The organism is Arthrobacter sp. 4R501 (assembly GCF_002929755.1).
In the GTDB taxonomy this organism is placed as follows: domain Bacteria; phylum Actinomycetota; class Actinomycetes; order Actinomycetales; family Micrococcaceae; genus Arthrobacter.
Map to the genome: position 1 here is coordinate 77,623 of NZ_PJIW01000010.1, position 13,217 is coordinate 90,839.

General features: G+C 67.3%; 14 protein-coding genes and 1 riboswitch. Of the genes, 8 read left to right on the forward strand and 6 right to left on the reverse strand.

The genetic code is table 11. The annotated features are described in order from the left end of the window. Positions 1–241: 241 nt before the first annotated feature. On the reverse strand, positions 242–1,741 hold the full coding sequence (locus CXR02_RS11705; RefSeq protein WP_104062149.1) for an RNB domain-containing ribonuclease: 1,500 nt from the start codon (positions 1,739–1,741) through the stop codon (positions 242–244). 64 nt (positions 1,742–1,805) lie between these two features. Then, positions 1,806–2,582: a thiamine phosphate synthase gene (gene thiE, locus CXR02_RS11710; RefSeq protein ID WP_104062150.1), complete on the reverse strand. Its 777-nt coding sequence runs from the start codon at positions 2,580–2,582 to the stop codon at positions 1,806–1,808. Positions 2,583–2,609: 27 nt separating this feature from the next. Beyond that, positions 2,610–2,730, forward strand: a riboswitch (TPP riboswitch). On the opposite strand from thiE, the gene thiO reads away from it, so the two are divergent. The 4 genes from thiO (at position 2,721) to CXR02_RS11730 (ending at position 5,519) form a co-directional block, all read left to right on the forward strand. Then, positions 2,721–4,067, forward strand: a complete 1,347-nt coding sequence (gene thiO, locus CXR02_RS11715; protein ID WP_104062151.1) for a glycine oxidase ThiO — start codon at positions 2,721–2,723, stop codon at positions 4,065–4,067. (Overlaps the previous riboswitch by 10 nt.) Next, the gene (gene thiS, locus CXR02_RS11720) at positions 4,064–4,300 is read left to right on the forward strand and encodes a sulfur carrier protein ThiS (RefSeq protein ID WP_104062152.1); all 237 of its coding nucleotides are present in this window, start codon (positions 4,064–4,066) and stop codon (positions 4,298–4,300) included. The genes thiO and thiS overlap by 4 nt, the downstream gene beginning before the upstream one ends. A gap of 4 nt (positions 4,301–4,304) precedes the next feature. Further along, positions 4,305–5,120, forward strand: coding sequence for a thiazole synthase (locus CXR02_RS11725; RefSeq protein WP_104062153.1), 816 nt, complete (start codon positions 4,305–4,307; stop codon positions 5,118–5,120). A gap of 72 nt (positions 5,121–5,192) precedes the next feature. After that, entirely contained in the window at positions 5,193–5,519 is a 327-nt protein-coding gene (locus tag CXR02_RS11730; RefSeq protein ID WP_104062154.1) for a 4a-hydroxytetrahydrobiopterin dehydratase, read from the forward strand. 74 nt (positions 5,520–5,593) lie between these two features. Here CXR02_RS11730 and CXR02_RS11735 read toward each other — a convergent pair whose 3' ends face one another. Genes CXR02_RS11735 through CXR02_RS11745 form a run of 3 tightly spaced genes read right to left on the reverse strand, consistent with a single transcriptional unit; the run spans position 5,594 to position 6,891 of the window. After that, positions 5,594–5,896: a hypothetical protein gene (locus CXR02_RS11735; RefSeq protein WP_104062155.1), complete on the reverse strand. Its 303-nt coding sequence runs from the start codon at positions 5,894–5,896 to the stop codon at positions 5,594–5,596. A 54-nt stretch (positions 5,897–5,950) separates the two neighbouring features. Beyond that, entirely contained in the window at positions 5,951–6,175 is a 225-nt protein-coding gene (locus tag CXR02_RS11740; protein WP_056343932.1) for a DUF3107 domain-containing protein, read from the reverse strand. Positions 6,176–6,225: 50 nt separating this feature from the next. Continuing rightward, positions 6,226–6,891, reverse strand: coding sequence for a TetR/AcrR family transcriptional regulator (locus CXR02_RS11745; RefSeq protein WP_056343929.1), 666 nt, complete (start codon positions 6,889–6,891; stop codon positions 6,226–6,228). 84 nt (positions 6,892–6,975) lie between these two features. On the opposite strand from CXR02_RS11745, the gene moeB reads away from it, so the two are divergent. Further along, positions 6,976–8,175, forward strand: a complete 1,200-nt coding sequence (gene moeB / locus CXR02_RS11750; protein ID WP_104062156.1) for a molybdopterin-synthase adenylyltransferase MoeB — start codon at positions 6,976–6,978, stop codon at positions 8,173–8,175. A 74-nt stretch (positions 8,176–8,249) separates the two neighbouring features. Here the strand turns inward: moeB and CXR02_RS11755 are convergent, their stop codons facing one another. After that, positions 8,250–9,563 carry a glutamyl-tRNA reductase gene (locus tag CXR02_RS11755; protein WP_104062157.1) on the reverse strand — a complete coding sequence of 438 codons (1,314 nt, stop codon included), beginning with the start codon at positions 9,561–9,563 and terminating at the stop codon, positions 8,250–8,252. 158 nt (positions 9,564–9,721) lie between these two features. Here CXR02_RS11755 and hemE point away from each other — a divergent pair, with 158 nt between their 5' ends. From hemE to CXR02_RS22385, 3 genes are all read left to right on the forward strand, one after another. Then, positions 9,722–10,840, forward strand: a complete 1,119-nt coding sequence (hemE, locus tag CXR02_RS11760; protein ID WP_104062226.1) for a uroporphyrinogen decarboxylase — start codon at positions 9,722–9,724, stop codon at positions 10,838–10,840. 4 nt (positions 10,841–10,844) lie between these two features. Then, the gene (hemG, locus tag CXR02_RS11765) at positions 10,845–12,287 is read left to right on the forward strand and encodes a protoporphyrinogen oxidase (protein ID WP_104062158.1); all 1,443 of its coding nucleotides are present in this window, start codon (positions 10,845–10,847) and stop codon (positions 12,285–12,287) included. Positions 12,288–12,388: 101 nt separating this feature from the next. Further along, positions 12,389–13,156 carry a hypothetical protein gene (locus CXR02_RS22385; protein WP_181037205.1) on the forward strand — a complete coding sequence of 256 codons (768 nt, stop codon included), beginning with the start codon at positions 12,389–12,391 and terminating at the stop codon, positions 13,154–13,156. The last annotated feature ends 61 nt before the right edge of the window (positions 13,157–13,217 follow it).

Sequence of the window (13,217 nt, forward strand, 5' to 3'; positions counted from 1 at the left end):
GGCCAACGTGGCCGTTCCGGAGCACGCTCGAAGCGCGCAAGCAAATCCAGTGGAAGCCGATCGCGGGCTATCAAAATGCTGGCACTGGTGACCAACGGGTGCATCTCAAGATCGCGTAGGGGCGGGCTTGTTGAATTCAAATCAAGGAAATCAACGACCGGGCATCCATATCTACTTCTTCAGTCTAGCCGTACGGACCCTGAATCCCGGCTTTGGGCCGATCAGGTGGCGCGCAAGACCTTTAGGCCAGCAGCTCGAAGTGGACCTCGCGGGCAGCGATGTCGGAAGAGATCAGGCGGACCCGCACCTTGGTGCCGGATTCCAGGTCACCGCCGCACCGGGCCGTCACGGCGGGTTCGGCGATCTGGATGATCCCCGAGGGGCCGTTTCCATTTTTTGCGGCTCCGTTCCTGGTGCCGTTGCCGTTTTTCCCGTTGCCGTTGTCCTTCTGCGGCTTGGAGCCGGAAATCACGATCGCATCGAATTCCTGGCCCACATGGTTGACCAGGAGCGCGGCCTCCACGGTGTCCAGCGCCATGCGTTCCATCCGCGATGCCAGCTGGTCGGATTCGGCCATGATCTCCGGCAGGGACGGCAGGGCTTCCCGCGCCCAGTCCGGTACCGGCTTGCCGTTGCTCAGGGCTTCGCAGATCACCAGGACAAAACGGTCGATCAGACGCCGGAGCGGTGCCGTGGTGTGGGCATAGGCAGCGCCGATGGCGGACTGGATGGCCTCTTTCGGGACTGTGCCGTCGAACGCCGTGTAGCTGGCGCCGCGGAACAGCATGCCGGCGGAGTGCAGGATGGCCAGTTGCCGGGGCTCGGTCGGGTCAAGGCTGCGGAGGTATTCGCCGTAGCTGATCTTGCCGTCCCACGGCTTGCCCAATGCCTCAGTCTGGATGCGGAAGTGACGCAGGGAGCGCACGTCCGGGGCGGGCATGGTGCGAAGGATGCCCACTTCTCCCGCCAGCATCAGGTCTGCCGCCGCCATCCCCGTCATCAGGGAGATCTGGGCGTTCCAGTCCTCCACCGGAAGCTGCGGCGCCGCGGCAATCCGGTAGCCGCCGTCGGGCAGCTGCACGATTTCCTGCTCGGGCATGTTCAGGCTGGCGCCGCCGCGCTGCCGCTCCAGTTCAACGCGCTTGAGGCCCACTTCCTTCAGGAGCTGCAGGACAGGGCCGGCCGTCCCGGCGTCGAGTTCGGCCTGGACTCCCTTGTAGCTCAGCTTGGCCCGGCTGCGGATGGTGGCCCTCTGGACGCTCACAGTGGAGACCTGCGCGGCGTCGTCCAGCCCGAACTCCCAGACGTAGGCGGAACACAGCTGGCCGGCCAGAAGGCTGCCTGCCCCTTCGCTGATGACTTCCGGGTGCAGCGGGATACGGCCGTCAGGGGCGTAGAACGTCTGGCCGCGGCGCCGGGTCTCTGCGTCCAGTCCGCCGCCGGGGCGGACAAAGGACGGCACGTCAGCGATGGCGTAAAGCACCCGGTAGCCAGTGGCCGCACGTTCGATGAACAGCGCCTGGTCCAGGTCAGTGGACGACGCCGGATCGATAGTGAGGAAGGCCACTTCCGTCAGGTCAGCACCCGGCAACTCGTGCGCGGCCACTGCCGCTTCCGCGTCCCGGACCGCCTCCGCCGGGTAGGGCCCCGGCAGTTCCAGCTCGGTCCGCAGGGCGCTCAGCGCCGCCGCGAGGTCGTTCGTTTGCTCGTGGACATTGGGGGCCAACCTATGATGTGACACGAAAATCAGGTTAGCTCGATTTCCACGGATCGTGCACGCCCGCCGCCCGCCACGCGGGGGATTGTCAGGATGCGCCGGCGTCCAGGGCCGCCAGGAGTGCCACGGCCGCCGCTGCGGGGTCGGAGGCTTCGGTGATGGCACGCACCACAACAATCCTGCCGGCGCCGGCCTCCACCACCTGCTCCACGTTGCCGAGATCGATGCCTCCGATGGCAAACCAGGGCAGCGTGGCCTGGGTGCCACCGGCAGCGCGGACGGCTTCGGCCGCGTACCGCACCAGGTCAAGGCCGACGGCGGCCCGGCCCGGTTTCGTCGGAGTGGCCCAGACCGGTCCTACGCAGAAGTAGTCCAGGCCGCCTTGGTCAGTCAGCCCACCGGACAGCCGGATGGCCCCTTCGATCTGCTCGGCGGTGTGCGTGGAAAGGCCGATCACGGCTGGTGCCCCGAGCAGCGTGCGTGCGGAAGCGACCGGCAGATCCTTCTGCCCGATGTGGAAGACGGGGGCGCCGGAGAGCAGCGCGATATCGGCACGGTCATTGACTGCCCACAGCTTTCCGTGGCGTTCGGCCGCGGCCTGAAGCACGGCCAGCAGCTCCAGCTCCTCGGCTGCCTCGATGGCCTTGTCCCGGAGCTGGATGATGTCCACGCCGCCGGCAAACGCCGCGTCCACAAACTCGCCAAAGTCCCCGCGGTCCCGGCGCGCGTCGGTGCACAGGTACAGCCTGGCGCTGTGCGGGAGGCCGGTGTTTGTGCCGCCGGCGGGGTCTGTTCCGGTCACGGATTCGGGAGCGGCGGAGGGGGCGGAGGGTGTGCCTGCAGCGGCGAAGGATTGCGCGTTCATGGAAACCAGCCTAAGTCCCCTAAACTGGGCGGGTACTGCGGGAGCCCGTTGCAGCCGTCACAAAGCGGCCGGGCTGAGAGGGCGTCAGAGCCGACCGCTTGACCTGATCCGGCTAGTACCGGCGTAGGGAAGGAACATATGCCCCCCGCGATAAGCAGCCCAGCTGAGCCCGCACCAGCCAGCCCGGCCACCGCCCTGCACGCCGACGTGGCCGTCATCGGCGGCGGAGTTATCGGCCACGCCATAGCCTGGGAAGTCCGGCGATCCGGCCGTTCCGTCGTGCTGATCGATGACGCTCCCGGCAACGGCGCCAGCTGGGCAGCCGCCGGCATGCTGGCCCCTGTGAGCGAACTGCACTACCAGGAGGAAGACCTCCTTGAGCTGATGCTGGCATCCTCCGGCCTGTGGCCTGCCTTTGCGGCGGACCTCGCCCTGGCAGGGGCTGGCGATGCCGGATATCTGACGACGCCGACCCTCGCCATCGGCGCGGACGCTGCGGACCGCCGGGCACTGATGGACCTGCGGGCCGTGCAGCAGGCCAGCGGCCTGGTGGTGGAACCCCTGACTGTCCGTGAGGCCAGGACCAGGGAATCCCTGCTCAGCCCGGCCATATCCTGCGCCTTGGACATCCCCGCCGACCACCAGGTGGATCCACGGAAACTCGTGGCGTGCCTCCAGGAAGTCCTGGCTCTCCACGAACCGGGAGCAGGAACCGCCGTGGCAGGTGCCCGCGCGGGATTCGCCGTTGACCAGCGCGCCGCTGCCCTGCTCTGGGAGGACGGCCGCGTCATCGGCGTGAAGCTCGCCCACGGCGGGACTGTCCAGGCCAAGGAGACCATCGTGGCCAACGGATTGCAGGCGGCGTCGCTGGATGGCCTGCCGGGTGGACTCAACCTGCCGCTGCGCCCCGTCTACGGTGACATCCTGCGGCTGGCTGTTCCGCAGCACCTGCGCCCGCTCCTCACCTCCACTGTCCGCGGAATGGTCCACGGCGTGCCGGTCTACATCGTTCCCCGGCAGGACGGCACCGTGGTGATCGGGGCAACACAGCGGGAAGACGCGCTCGCCGGGACAGGCGACGGTGCTGTCTCGGCCGGCGGTGTCTACCAGCTGCTGCGTGACGCCCAGGTCCTGGTGCCGGCCGTCTCGGAGCTTGAACTCCTGGAATGCACGGCACGGGCAAGACCGGCGACCCCGGACAACGCACCCCTCCTCGGCCGCGTACCGGTTTCCGCACAAGGGACGGGGAACACGGGGAAAGTTGCCGGGCTGATTGTTGCCACCGGGTTCTTCCGCCACGGAGTGCTGCTTGCACCGGCGGCGGCGGCCATCTGCCGGGACCTGCTGGATGGCCGGACGGACCCGCGATGGGGGGCCCTCAGCCCGGCCCGCTTTTCAGGAAAGCACCACGTAGCCGGCCTACAGGCCCCACGCAAGGACATCAGCAGCACGAAGGCCCTCGACCCACAGAAGGAATCAGCATGAACATCACCCTCAACGGCTCGCGCCATTCCGTGGCGGACGACGCCTCCATCACCACCCTCATCAGCCAGATCACTGGCCGTCCCCTCGCGGCCAACGGCCAGTCAACGGACGGGCAGAAACTCGGCGTCGCCGTCGCCCATAACTCCGAAGTAGTACCCCGCAGCCAGTGGTTCGTCACGGCGCTCGCCGAAGGTGACGACGTCGAACTGGTCACAGCAGTCCAGGGAGGCTGACACCATGACAGTAACCAGCAACATCAGCACACAGAACCTGCCAGAGGCCGCCGACAGGCTGGTCATCGACGGCGTCGAGCTCGGCTCCCGCCTCATCATGGGCACCGGTGGTGCCCCCAGCCTCGACGGGCTCGGCGCCGCCCTGCTGGCCTCTGGAACCGAGCTGACCACGGTGGCCATGCGCCGCTATTCGCCGGCTGAATCGGGGTCCCTTTTCCAGCTCCTGGTGGACCACGGGATCCGGATCCTGCCCAACACCGCTGGCTGCTTCACGGCCCGGGATGCGGTCATGACGGCGGAGCTGGCCCGCGAAGCGCTGGAAACCGACTGGCTCAAGCTGGAAGTCATCGCCGACGAACAAACCCTGCTGCCGGACGCCGTGGAGCTGGTGGACGCTACGGAACAGCTTGTGAACCGGGGCTTCAAAGTGTTCGCCTACACCAACGATGACCCGGTCCTGGCGCTGCGGCTGGAAAACCTGGGTGCCACCGCGGTCATGCCGCTCGGAGCGCCCATCGGCACCGGCCTGGGAATCCTGAATCCACACAACATCGAGCTGATCGTCTCGCGCGCCTCGGTGCCCGTGGTGCTGGACGCCGGCATCGGCACGGCGTCCGATGCCGCCCTGGCCATGGAGCTTGGCTGTGATGCCGTGCTGCTGGCCACCGCGGTCACGCGGGCGCAGAACCCGGCACTCATGGGGGAGGCCTTCAAACACGCCGTCATCGCCGGTAGGCTGGCGAAAGCGGCCGGCAGGATTCCGCGCCGCGAGCACGCCCTGGCGTCATCGGCCATGGAAGGCCGGGCAGAGTTTCTCTAGGCCGCTTTCTCCAGGCCCGGCGCCCTCGGCCAAACGCCGGGGCGGCTCACCGGACGAATCGAGGAGGCCGCCATGGCTGGCAAGCACGACATACTCACACACGAGCGGATCGAGGCCGTCCTCGCCACGCTGCCCGACTGGCAGTACCGGCAGGGCGGGCTCGTTGCTGTCTATAAGACGCCGACGGCGGCCGCCGCACTGGAGCTGATTGCCGCCGTCGGACGCCTGGCGGAAGAACAGAACCACCACCCGGACCTTGACTGGCGCTACAACAGGGTGCATCTGCGCTACACGTCCCATGACGCCGGCGGCGAGGTCACTGAGCGGGATGCCGCTGCTGCCTCGGCCGTGAGTGCTGCTGCCGTTCGGCTCGGCGCCACAGCCCAGCCCGTGGGTTAAGCCGCCGGGTTAAGGACCGTGACCACGCACCCCGCTGGGGTGGTGGTCACGGTTCTTAAGGAAAAGGGGGCGGCCTAAAGCTTGAGCGCCTGCGTCAGCCGCCGCGTATCGTGGCTTTCGCGCGTCCGGCCCAGGTAGATGACCGTCCCGATGGCAGCGACGGTGCCGAGCGCCATGGGCAGGACCCAGGGAATCCACGTCAGGCCCGGCTGGTAGCCAAAACCTGCGGCGATGAAAATGATCCAGCTGACCGCGCCCACCACCACGGCAACCCCTGCGGGCAACCCTGTGCCGTACCGCGTATGGCGCTTGTCATTGGCCCAGACAACAAAGCCTGCGGCCGCTGTGACCAGGACAACGATGGTCAGCGAAAGCATGGAATCTCCTCGGAAAGCAGCGCCAGCCGCCAAAGGGGGCTGGCCGCGGACGTGCTAGAACTGGCCGAAACCGACCTTGCGTGCCTCTTCGGCGCCGATTTCCACGTAGCCCAGGGCGTTGCCGGGAACGATGATGATGCGTCCCTTGTCGTCCTTGAGGCGGAGTTCGGTGCCCTTGGTGATGGCTTCTTCAACGACCGTGGCTACAGCGTCAGCATCCTGAGCCGATTCCAATACGATTTCGCGGCCAATGTTCTGAATGCCGATCTTAATTTCCAAAAGGGGGCCTCCCAGCCAATCAAAGTTTCTTGGGTTCTCTTATTTGTAGTCTAGGACTCTTTGGGGAAGCGAGAGATTCCGCGCCAAGCTAAACGGTAAATGAGGTCGCTGGCCACATCGAGGTCCAGGTTCCCGTCCGTTTCCAGCCAGTAACGCGCGCTGACCTGGGCCATTCCGGCCAGGCCACGGCCCAGAAGCTGCGCCTCCAGGTGGGGCAGCTTGGTGTCCTCGGCAATCACGCGGGCAACAGCGTCCGCGAACGTCTTGTTGAATGTCTCGAGGCGTGAACTGACATCGGGATCGTTAATGAGGTCCGATTCGAAGACCAGGCGGTGGGCTTGGTCGTCGCTGGCGATAAAGCGGTAGTAGGCGCGCATCACCGCCTGGACACGTTCGTCATTGTCGGTAGTGGAGCTCAACGCACCAAGCATCAGGTCCGTCAGCGACGCGAGATGGCTGTCCAGCAGGGCAAGATACAGCTCCCGTTTGGACGGGAAGTGCTGGTACAGCACCGGTTTGCTGACATGGGCCGTTTCGGCGATTTCATCCATGGCGGCGCCATGGTAGCCGTTGGCGACAAAAACCTCCTGCGCCGCAGCGAGGAGCTGCGCCCGGCGCTCATCCCGGGGAAGCCGGGCGGACCTCTGGCCCGCGGTCCGTTGAGGTGCGGCGGGTTCGCCGCCGGACGCCCGGTCAGCCCGTGCTTCATGGACCACAGTTGCCCTACTTTCCCTTGCCGTTACCTACACAATACTGCGCGGTAATATGACCGGGCGGTATCTCGGGGCATACATTGAAGTATGGCTTCGACTTTGACCGCAAATGATTCCTCTGTCTCGCTTAACCCGCTCGTGGAGCCCGCCGGTGAACTGACGCCGGCCGAGGTGGAACGCTACTCCCGGCACCTCATCATTCCCGAAATCGGAGCGGTGGGGCAGCGGCGGCTGAAGAACGCCAGGGTACTTGTTATCGGTGCCGGGGGACTGGGCTCGCCCGCCCTGCTCTACTTGGCGGCAGCGGGCGTGGGGACCCTGGGAATCATCGACGACGACTCCGTTGACCTCAGCAACCTGCAACGCCAGGTGATCCACGGCGTCGCCGACGTAGGACGGCCCAAGATCGAATCCGCGCGGGACGCCATCGCGGCCCTGAACCCGCTGGTGGACGTTCGGCTGCACAACGTCCGGCTGGATGCCTCCAACGCACTGGAGCTGTTCGCGGACTACGATCTGATCCTGGACGGGGCGGACAACTTCGCCACCCGCTACCTGGTCAACGACGCCGCCGCCATCCTCGGCAAGCCCTATGTGTGGGGATCGATCTTCCGTTTCGACGGCCAGGTCAGCGTGTTCTGGGAAAAGCACGGACCCACCTACCGGGACCTATACCCCGAGGCCCCGCCCGCCGGATCCGTGCCCTCCTGCGGCGAGGGCGGCGTCTTCGGCATGCTCTGTGCGGCTGTGGGTTCACTCATGGTGACCGAGGCAGTGAAGCTCATCACCGGCGTCGGACGTTCACTCCTGGGCAGGGTGGCACTGTTTGATGCGCTGGGCGGCAGCTGGCGCGAGATCCGGGTGTCCAAGGACCCGGCGGCCGAGCCCATTACGGAACTGACCGACTACGAAGCCTTCTGCGGCATCACCCCCGCCGCCTTCGCCGACACGGAGCACACAGTGACGGCAACCCAGCTGGCCACCATGCTGGCGTCCCGGAAGGCCGGCCTGAAGGACTTCGAGCTGGTGGACGTCAGGGAAACCGGCGAACACGACATCGTGAGCATCGAAGGCTCGGTGCTGATCCCGCAGGGCAGGATCCTCGCGGGGGAGGCCTGGGCGGAACTTCCGCAGGACAAGGACATTGTGTTCCACTGCAAGGCGGGCACGCGGTCAGCCAACGTGCTGGAGGCTGCGCGAAAGGCAGGCTACCAGCGGGTCAGCCATCTCGACGGCGGAATCCTGGCCTGGGTGCGCGACGTGGAACCGCAGAAGCCGGTCTACTGACCGGTTGCCCTATCACTTTTGGTCGCCAAAACGTTCGGTTGAGAGCCAAAACTGATAGAGCAACGGGGGGCGGGTCAGGCGGTTTCGAGGCCCCGGTGGTCCACGGGGCACTCCGCCTGCGCTGCGGTGGCCGGCTGCTCCACGGTGATGCCGTAGAGGGTTTCGAGCGCGGACACGTAGTCGTCCTGCTGGCCGTTGGCGGCGAGCTCACGGGCACGGACAGTGGGCACATGCAGCAGCTGCTTGACCATCCGGCGGAGGGCGAACTCCACTTCCTCGGCGGCGGCGGTGCAGCCGTGGCGGGCACGGACGCGTTCCATTTCCGCATCCAGGACGTTCATGGTGTGCCGGCGGAGCGCCACGATGGCGGAATCCACTGAGCGGGCTTCCCGTTCCTGTTCGAAGGCCTGGGCCGCGCCGGACACAATGCCGCTGGCCTGGGTGAGGGACTCGGCCTGTTCCTGGGGTGCCGCCAAACGCACGGATTCGAGCGTGAGCAGCTCAACGCCGTCGAGCTGGCCGACTTCCGGGTCAAAATCATGGGTGAGGGCGAGGTCGATCGCGATCAGCGGCTGGGGCGAGTCCGCGCGGATCTCGGCGAGTTCGCCGGCTTCGACCCGGGTGTCGGAGCCGCTGCAGCCGATCATAACGTCGGCCGCAGCTACGGCTACCGGCAGGGATTCGCTGTCCAGCGCTGTTCCGCCGCGCGTGGCGACGAACGCTTCGGCGCGGCCCGACGAGGAGAACACGGAGATGTCGGTGCAGCCCCGTTCGCGGAGCAGAGCCATGGTGGCGCCGGCGTAGGCTCCGGTGCCGAACAGCACCACCTTCTTCGCTGACCAGTCGGGGCTTTCGGAAAGATCGGTGGCCAGATCCAGTGCCACTGAAACGATGGACAGGCCCCGGGAACCGAGGGCGGTCTGTGCTCCGACATCCTTGGCCGTCTTGGAGGCGGCCTGGAAGAGGCGGACCAGGCCGGAGCTGGCCGTGCCCTGGTGCTGGGCAGTGATGAGTGCGCGGCGGACCTGGCCGGCAATTTCACGTTCACCCACGACGGCGGAGTCCAGTCCGGCGCTGACGGCGAACAGGTGCTGGCTGACTTCGGGGCCGGTGCGTGTGCTGAAGGAGCGGGACACGAGCTGTTCGTTGAGTCCGCTGAGTCCGCTGATCTCGGACACGAGAGCCGCACGTGCGGCCTCAACATCGTCAGCGTGGGGCGCTTCGCCGTAGATTTCGTAGCGGTTGCAGGTGGCAAGCACAATCGCACCCGTCACTGCCGGCGATCCGGAGAGTGCGGATGTTGCGATACCGGAGGCACCGTTGCTCAGTTGAGCAACGGTCTCAAGGTCGATGTCGGCGTGTGTAGCCACCAATGAAAAAAGAACCACAGCAGACCAATCATAGCTTTTTCGTGGCCCGGTAGAACAACCCGGCAAACAGCCACGGGCTGTGGAGGGCCGCATTTCCTGCCACGGCGCGGCCGGGGCGGCTCTCCGTGACAGGCTGTCGTTATCTTTTAGGGCCGATTTTGGGCACAATCAAAGGCATGACTTCCAGCTCCGCCGTGTCCAATGCCGCGTCTAGTGTCCCGTCTAACGACGGCACCCTTGCTGCCGGCCATCCGCTGATGGACGGCCGAACCGCAGATTCGCCGCTCATCACCGCTTACCGTGGCGGCAAGCCGTCGCGGCGGCCGGTGTGGTTCATGCGGCAGGCCGGGCGCTCCCTGCCGGAATACCTGAAGGTGCGCGAAGGCGTGGCCATGCTGGATTCCTGCCTGCGGCCCGAGCTCGCGGCCGAAATCACGCTGCAGCCCGTCCGGCGCCATGACGTGGACGCTGCCATTTTCTTCTCCGACATCGTCATTCCGCTCAAGCTCGCCGGCGTCGGCGTGGACATTGTGCCGGGCGTGGGCCCCGTGCTGGACAAACCGGTGCGCACGGCTGCAGACGTTGCCGCCCTGCCCCAGCTGACCTGGGAAGCGCTGGAACCGATCCGCGAAGCCGTGCGGCTGACCGTCGCCGAGCTGGGCAAAACCCCGCTGATCGGCTTTGCCGGTGCCCCGTTCACCCTCGCCGCCTACATGGTGGAGGGCAAACCCTCCCGTGACCACCTGGGCCCGCGCACCATGATGCACGCGGACCCGGAAGCCTGGACGGCGCTGGCCAACTGGGCCGCCGACGCCTCGGGGATGTTCCTCCGCGCCCAGCTGGAAGCCGGCGCCTCCGCCGGGCAGCTGTTTGATTCCTGGGCAGGGTCGCTGGGCCTGGCCGACTACACCAAGTTCGTGGCACCGGCCTCGACCCGGGCGCTGGACCATGTCCGCCACCTCGGCGCGCCGCTGATCCACTTTGGTACCGGAACCTCCGAACTGCTTGTTGCCATGCGCGACGTCGGCGTGGACGTGGTGGGCGTGGATTACCGCCTTCCGCTGGATGAGGCCAACCGGCGCCTGGGCGGAACGGTGCCGCTGCAGGGCAACATCGACCCCGCGCTGCTGTCAGCGCCGTGGGAGGTGCTGGAAGCCCACGTCCGTGCGGTCATTGCGGCCGGCGCTTCTGCGCCCGGCCATGTGCTCAACCTTGGGCACGGGGTGCCGCCGGAAACCGACCCCACGGTCCTGACCCGTGTTGTAGAACTCATCCACTCCATTTCCCCGGAGTAGGACCGTGGGCAGTTCCGTGACACCGGCCCAGACCGCCGTCGTCCTGGGCGGCGGCATCTCCGGCCTGCTGGCCGCACGCGAGCTGGCAGCTGCCGGACGCACCGTCACCGTTCTGGAAGCCACAGCATCCTGGGGCGGCTGCGTGGGCAGCCACGTGGTGGCCGGCCTCACCCTGGACAGCGGGGCAGAGTCCTTCGCCACACGCTCCTCAGCCGTGGCTGACCTTGCGGATGAACTTGGACTTGGTAGCAAGGTTGTGGCGCCCCGTCCGGGCGGGGCCTGGGTGCAGCTTCCGGACGGCCCGCGCGAACTGCCCAAGACCGGAGTCCTGGGAATCCCCGCCAACCCCTGGGACCCGGAGGTTAGGCGGTCGTTGGGGTTTGTGGGCTCCCTGCGGGCGTCCTTTGATAAGTACCTGCCAGCTTCACTCGGTGCGTCGGCGGACGTCACCAGCGTCGCGGCGCTGGTGCGGGCCCGGATGGGCCGCCGCGTGTTGGAGCGCCTCGTGGCCCCGGTGGTTGGCGGCGTGCACTCCGCCGATCCCGGACTCCTGGACGTGGACATGGTGGCACCCGGCCTCCGGGCCGGAATCCGAGAGCACGGTTCCCTCGCGGCCGCGGTGGCCGCCCAGCGGCGCGGCTCCGCCCAGCCGTCCGTCGCGAAGGCGGGTTCCGCCGTTGCCGGCCTCGACGGCGGGATGCACACCCTGGTTTCGGCCCTCCTCAGCGACCTCCGCGGCCGCGGTGTCACCCTAGTGAGTGGAACAGCCGCGGACACCGTCGAACGGACGCCGGACGGGTGGCGCGTCACCGCCGGTGAAACAACGCACGACGGCGGCCTGCTTGTGGTGGCGCTGCCCGGCCCGGCCGCAGTGGGGCTGCTTCAGGCGGCCGTGCCCGCCCTCGCCGGCAGGAGCCCCGAAAGCGGTCCGGATGTCCGGCTCGTCACCGTAGTAGTGGACCTGCCCGAACTGGACCGCAGGCCGCGGGGCACCGGGATCCTGGTAGCCCCCCAGACGCCGGGTATCCAGGCAAAAGCCCTCACGCATGCCACCGCGAAGTGGGATTGGCTGGCCGCTGCGGCAGGTCCCGGGACCCACGTGCTGCGGCTCTCCTACGGCCGCCTGGAAGCCGCGGAACCCGCGACCCTGGAAACCGGCGGCTCCGCCCCTGCCCTCGACGCGGAATTACTGGCTGCTGCCTTGCGCGACGCTTCGGCGCTGCTGGACGTCCCGGTGCAGGGGACGGACGTCGTCGGTTGGGATGTTGTCAGGTGGCAAGGGGCCCTGCCGTTCGCGGCCGTGGGACACAAAGCCCGGGTGGCCGAGGTAAGGAATCTCTGCGCGGCAGAGGCCGGCCTCGGCATTGTGGGCGGATGGGTGGCCGGCAACGGACTCGCCGCCGTAGTGGCCGATACTCGAAAAGAAATTCGAAGCCTGCTCAGCTGACCATCGCTCCTGTTCAGTGGAATATGGGCCTAGAAAGGACCACTCAGGGGTGCAGTTTCCGGTTTTCAATCCACCCCCTCATGTGGCTAGGGTCGATAACTATGGTTATTTACAGGTCCGAATCTTCCCTTTCCCGGACCAGTATCCATGGGGGACTCCGGCGTGGCGCTGCAGCGGCTGCCGTCGGAGCGGTACTGGTCCTGTCCGCCGGCGTTCCGGCATCCCAGGCGGCTGACGGCAGCGCCGAACCCACAGAGTCCGCCGCGGTTGCGGCCGACTCGGACCTCGCCGGGGTCAGCGGCCTGCTGAATGGCCTCCTGGGCGGTTCCGGCGGACAGACCAAAGCCTCACCCGAACCGACTCCCGCCCCCTCAGGATCTTCCACTCCGACGGTCACACCGTCTCCGGCCCCTACGTCCACGGCCCCCACGTCAACCGCGCCGACGTCGTCCGCTCCGTCGACATCTGCCAGCCCAGCGCCGCAGGGCTCCACTCCGCAGGGCACGGCTCCCCAAGGTGCCGTCCCGCCGTCGAGCGCTCCGGCGCCGATCAGCACGTCCCCGGTTGCCGGAGGTTCAGCGGCAGGCACGCAGCCGAACGGCCAGCCCGGTGCCCCCGCCGACGCGACGCAGGATGCCGGACAGGAAGCCGATCCTGCTGCGGACCGGCCCACGGACACCCACAGCACCAACGCCACGCCTGTTTCGGGACCGGGGCGCCACGGAAACGCGCCTGCCAGCCGGGACAACATGGCGTCCGCCACGGCAGCAGCCGCGGCCGCCGAACCCGCGAAGGTCTGGCTTGGTGTGGGACTGGTGGGGTCCGCCGGAGCCGCTGGCCTCCTTTTTGCCCGGATCCGCCAGATCTGACCTCAGTGCCGGTTTGGCTCACAACCCATGCTTCGCCGAACGTGTGACATTGAGCACTTCT

What these genes read in the sequence shown, in the direction of transcription:
- CXR02_RS22385 (WP_181037205.1), top strand. Translation starts at nt 12,389, where the DNA reads ATGGTTATTTACAGGTCCGAATCTTCCCTTTCCCGGACCAGTATCCAT.
- thiO (WP_104062151.1), top strand. Translation starts at nt 2,721, where the DNA reads ATGCCCCCCGCGATAAGCAGCCCAGCTGAGCCCGCACCAGCCAGCCCG.
- CXR02_RS11735 (WP_104062155.1), bottom strand. Translation starts at nt 5,896, where the DNA reads ATGCTTTCGCTGACCATCGTTGTCCTGGTCACAGCGGCCGCAGGCTTT.
- moeB (WP_104062156.1), top strand. Translation starts at nt 6,976, where the DNA reads ATGGCTTCGACTTTGACCGCAAATGATTCCTCTGTCTCGCTTAACCCG.
- hemE (WP_104062226.1), top strand. Translation starts at nt 9,722, where the DNA reads ATGACTTCCAGCTCCGCCGTGTCCAATGCCGCGTCTAGTGTCCCGTCT.
- CXR02_RS11730 (WP_104062154.1), top strand. Translation starts at nt 5,193, where the DNA reads ATGGCTGGCAAGCACGACATACTCACACACGAGCGGATCGAGGCCGTC.
- thiE (WP_104062150.1), bottom strand. Translation starts at nt 2,582, where the DNA reads ATGAACGCGCAATCCTTCGCCGCTGCAGGCACACCCTCCGCCCCCTCC.
- thiS (WP_104062152.1), top strand. Translation starts at nt 4,064, where the DNA reads ATGAACATCACCCTCAACGGCTCGCGCCATTCCGTGGCGGACGACGCC.
- CXR02_RS11725 (WP_104062153.1), top strand. Translation starts at nt 4,305, where the DNA reads ATGACAGTAACCAGCAACATCAGCACACAGAACCTGCCAGAGGCCGCC.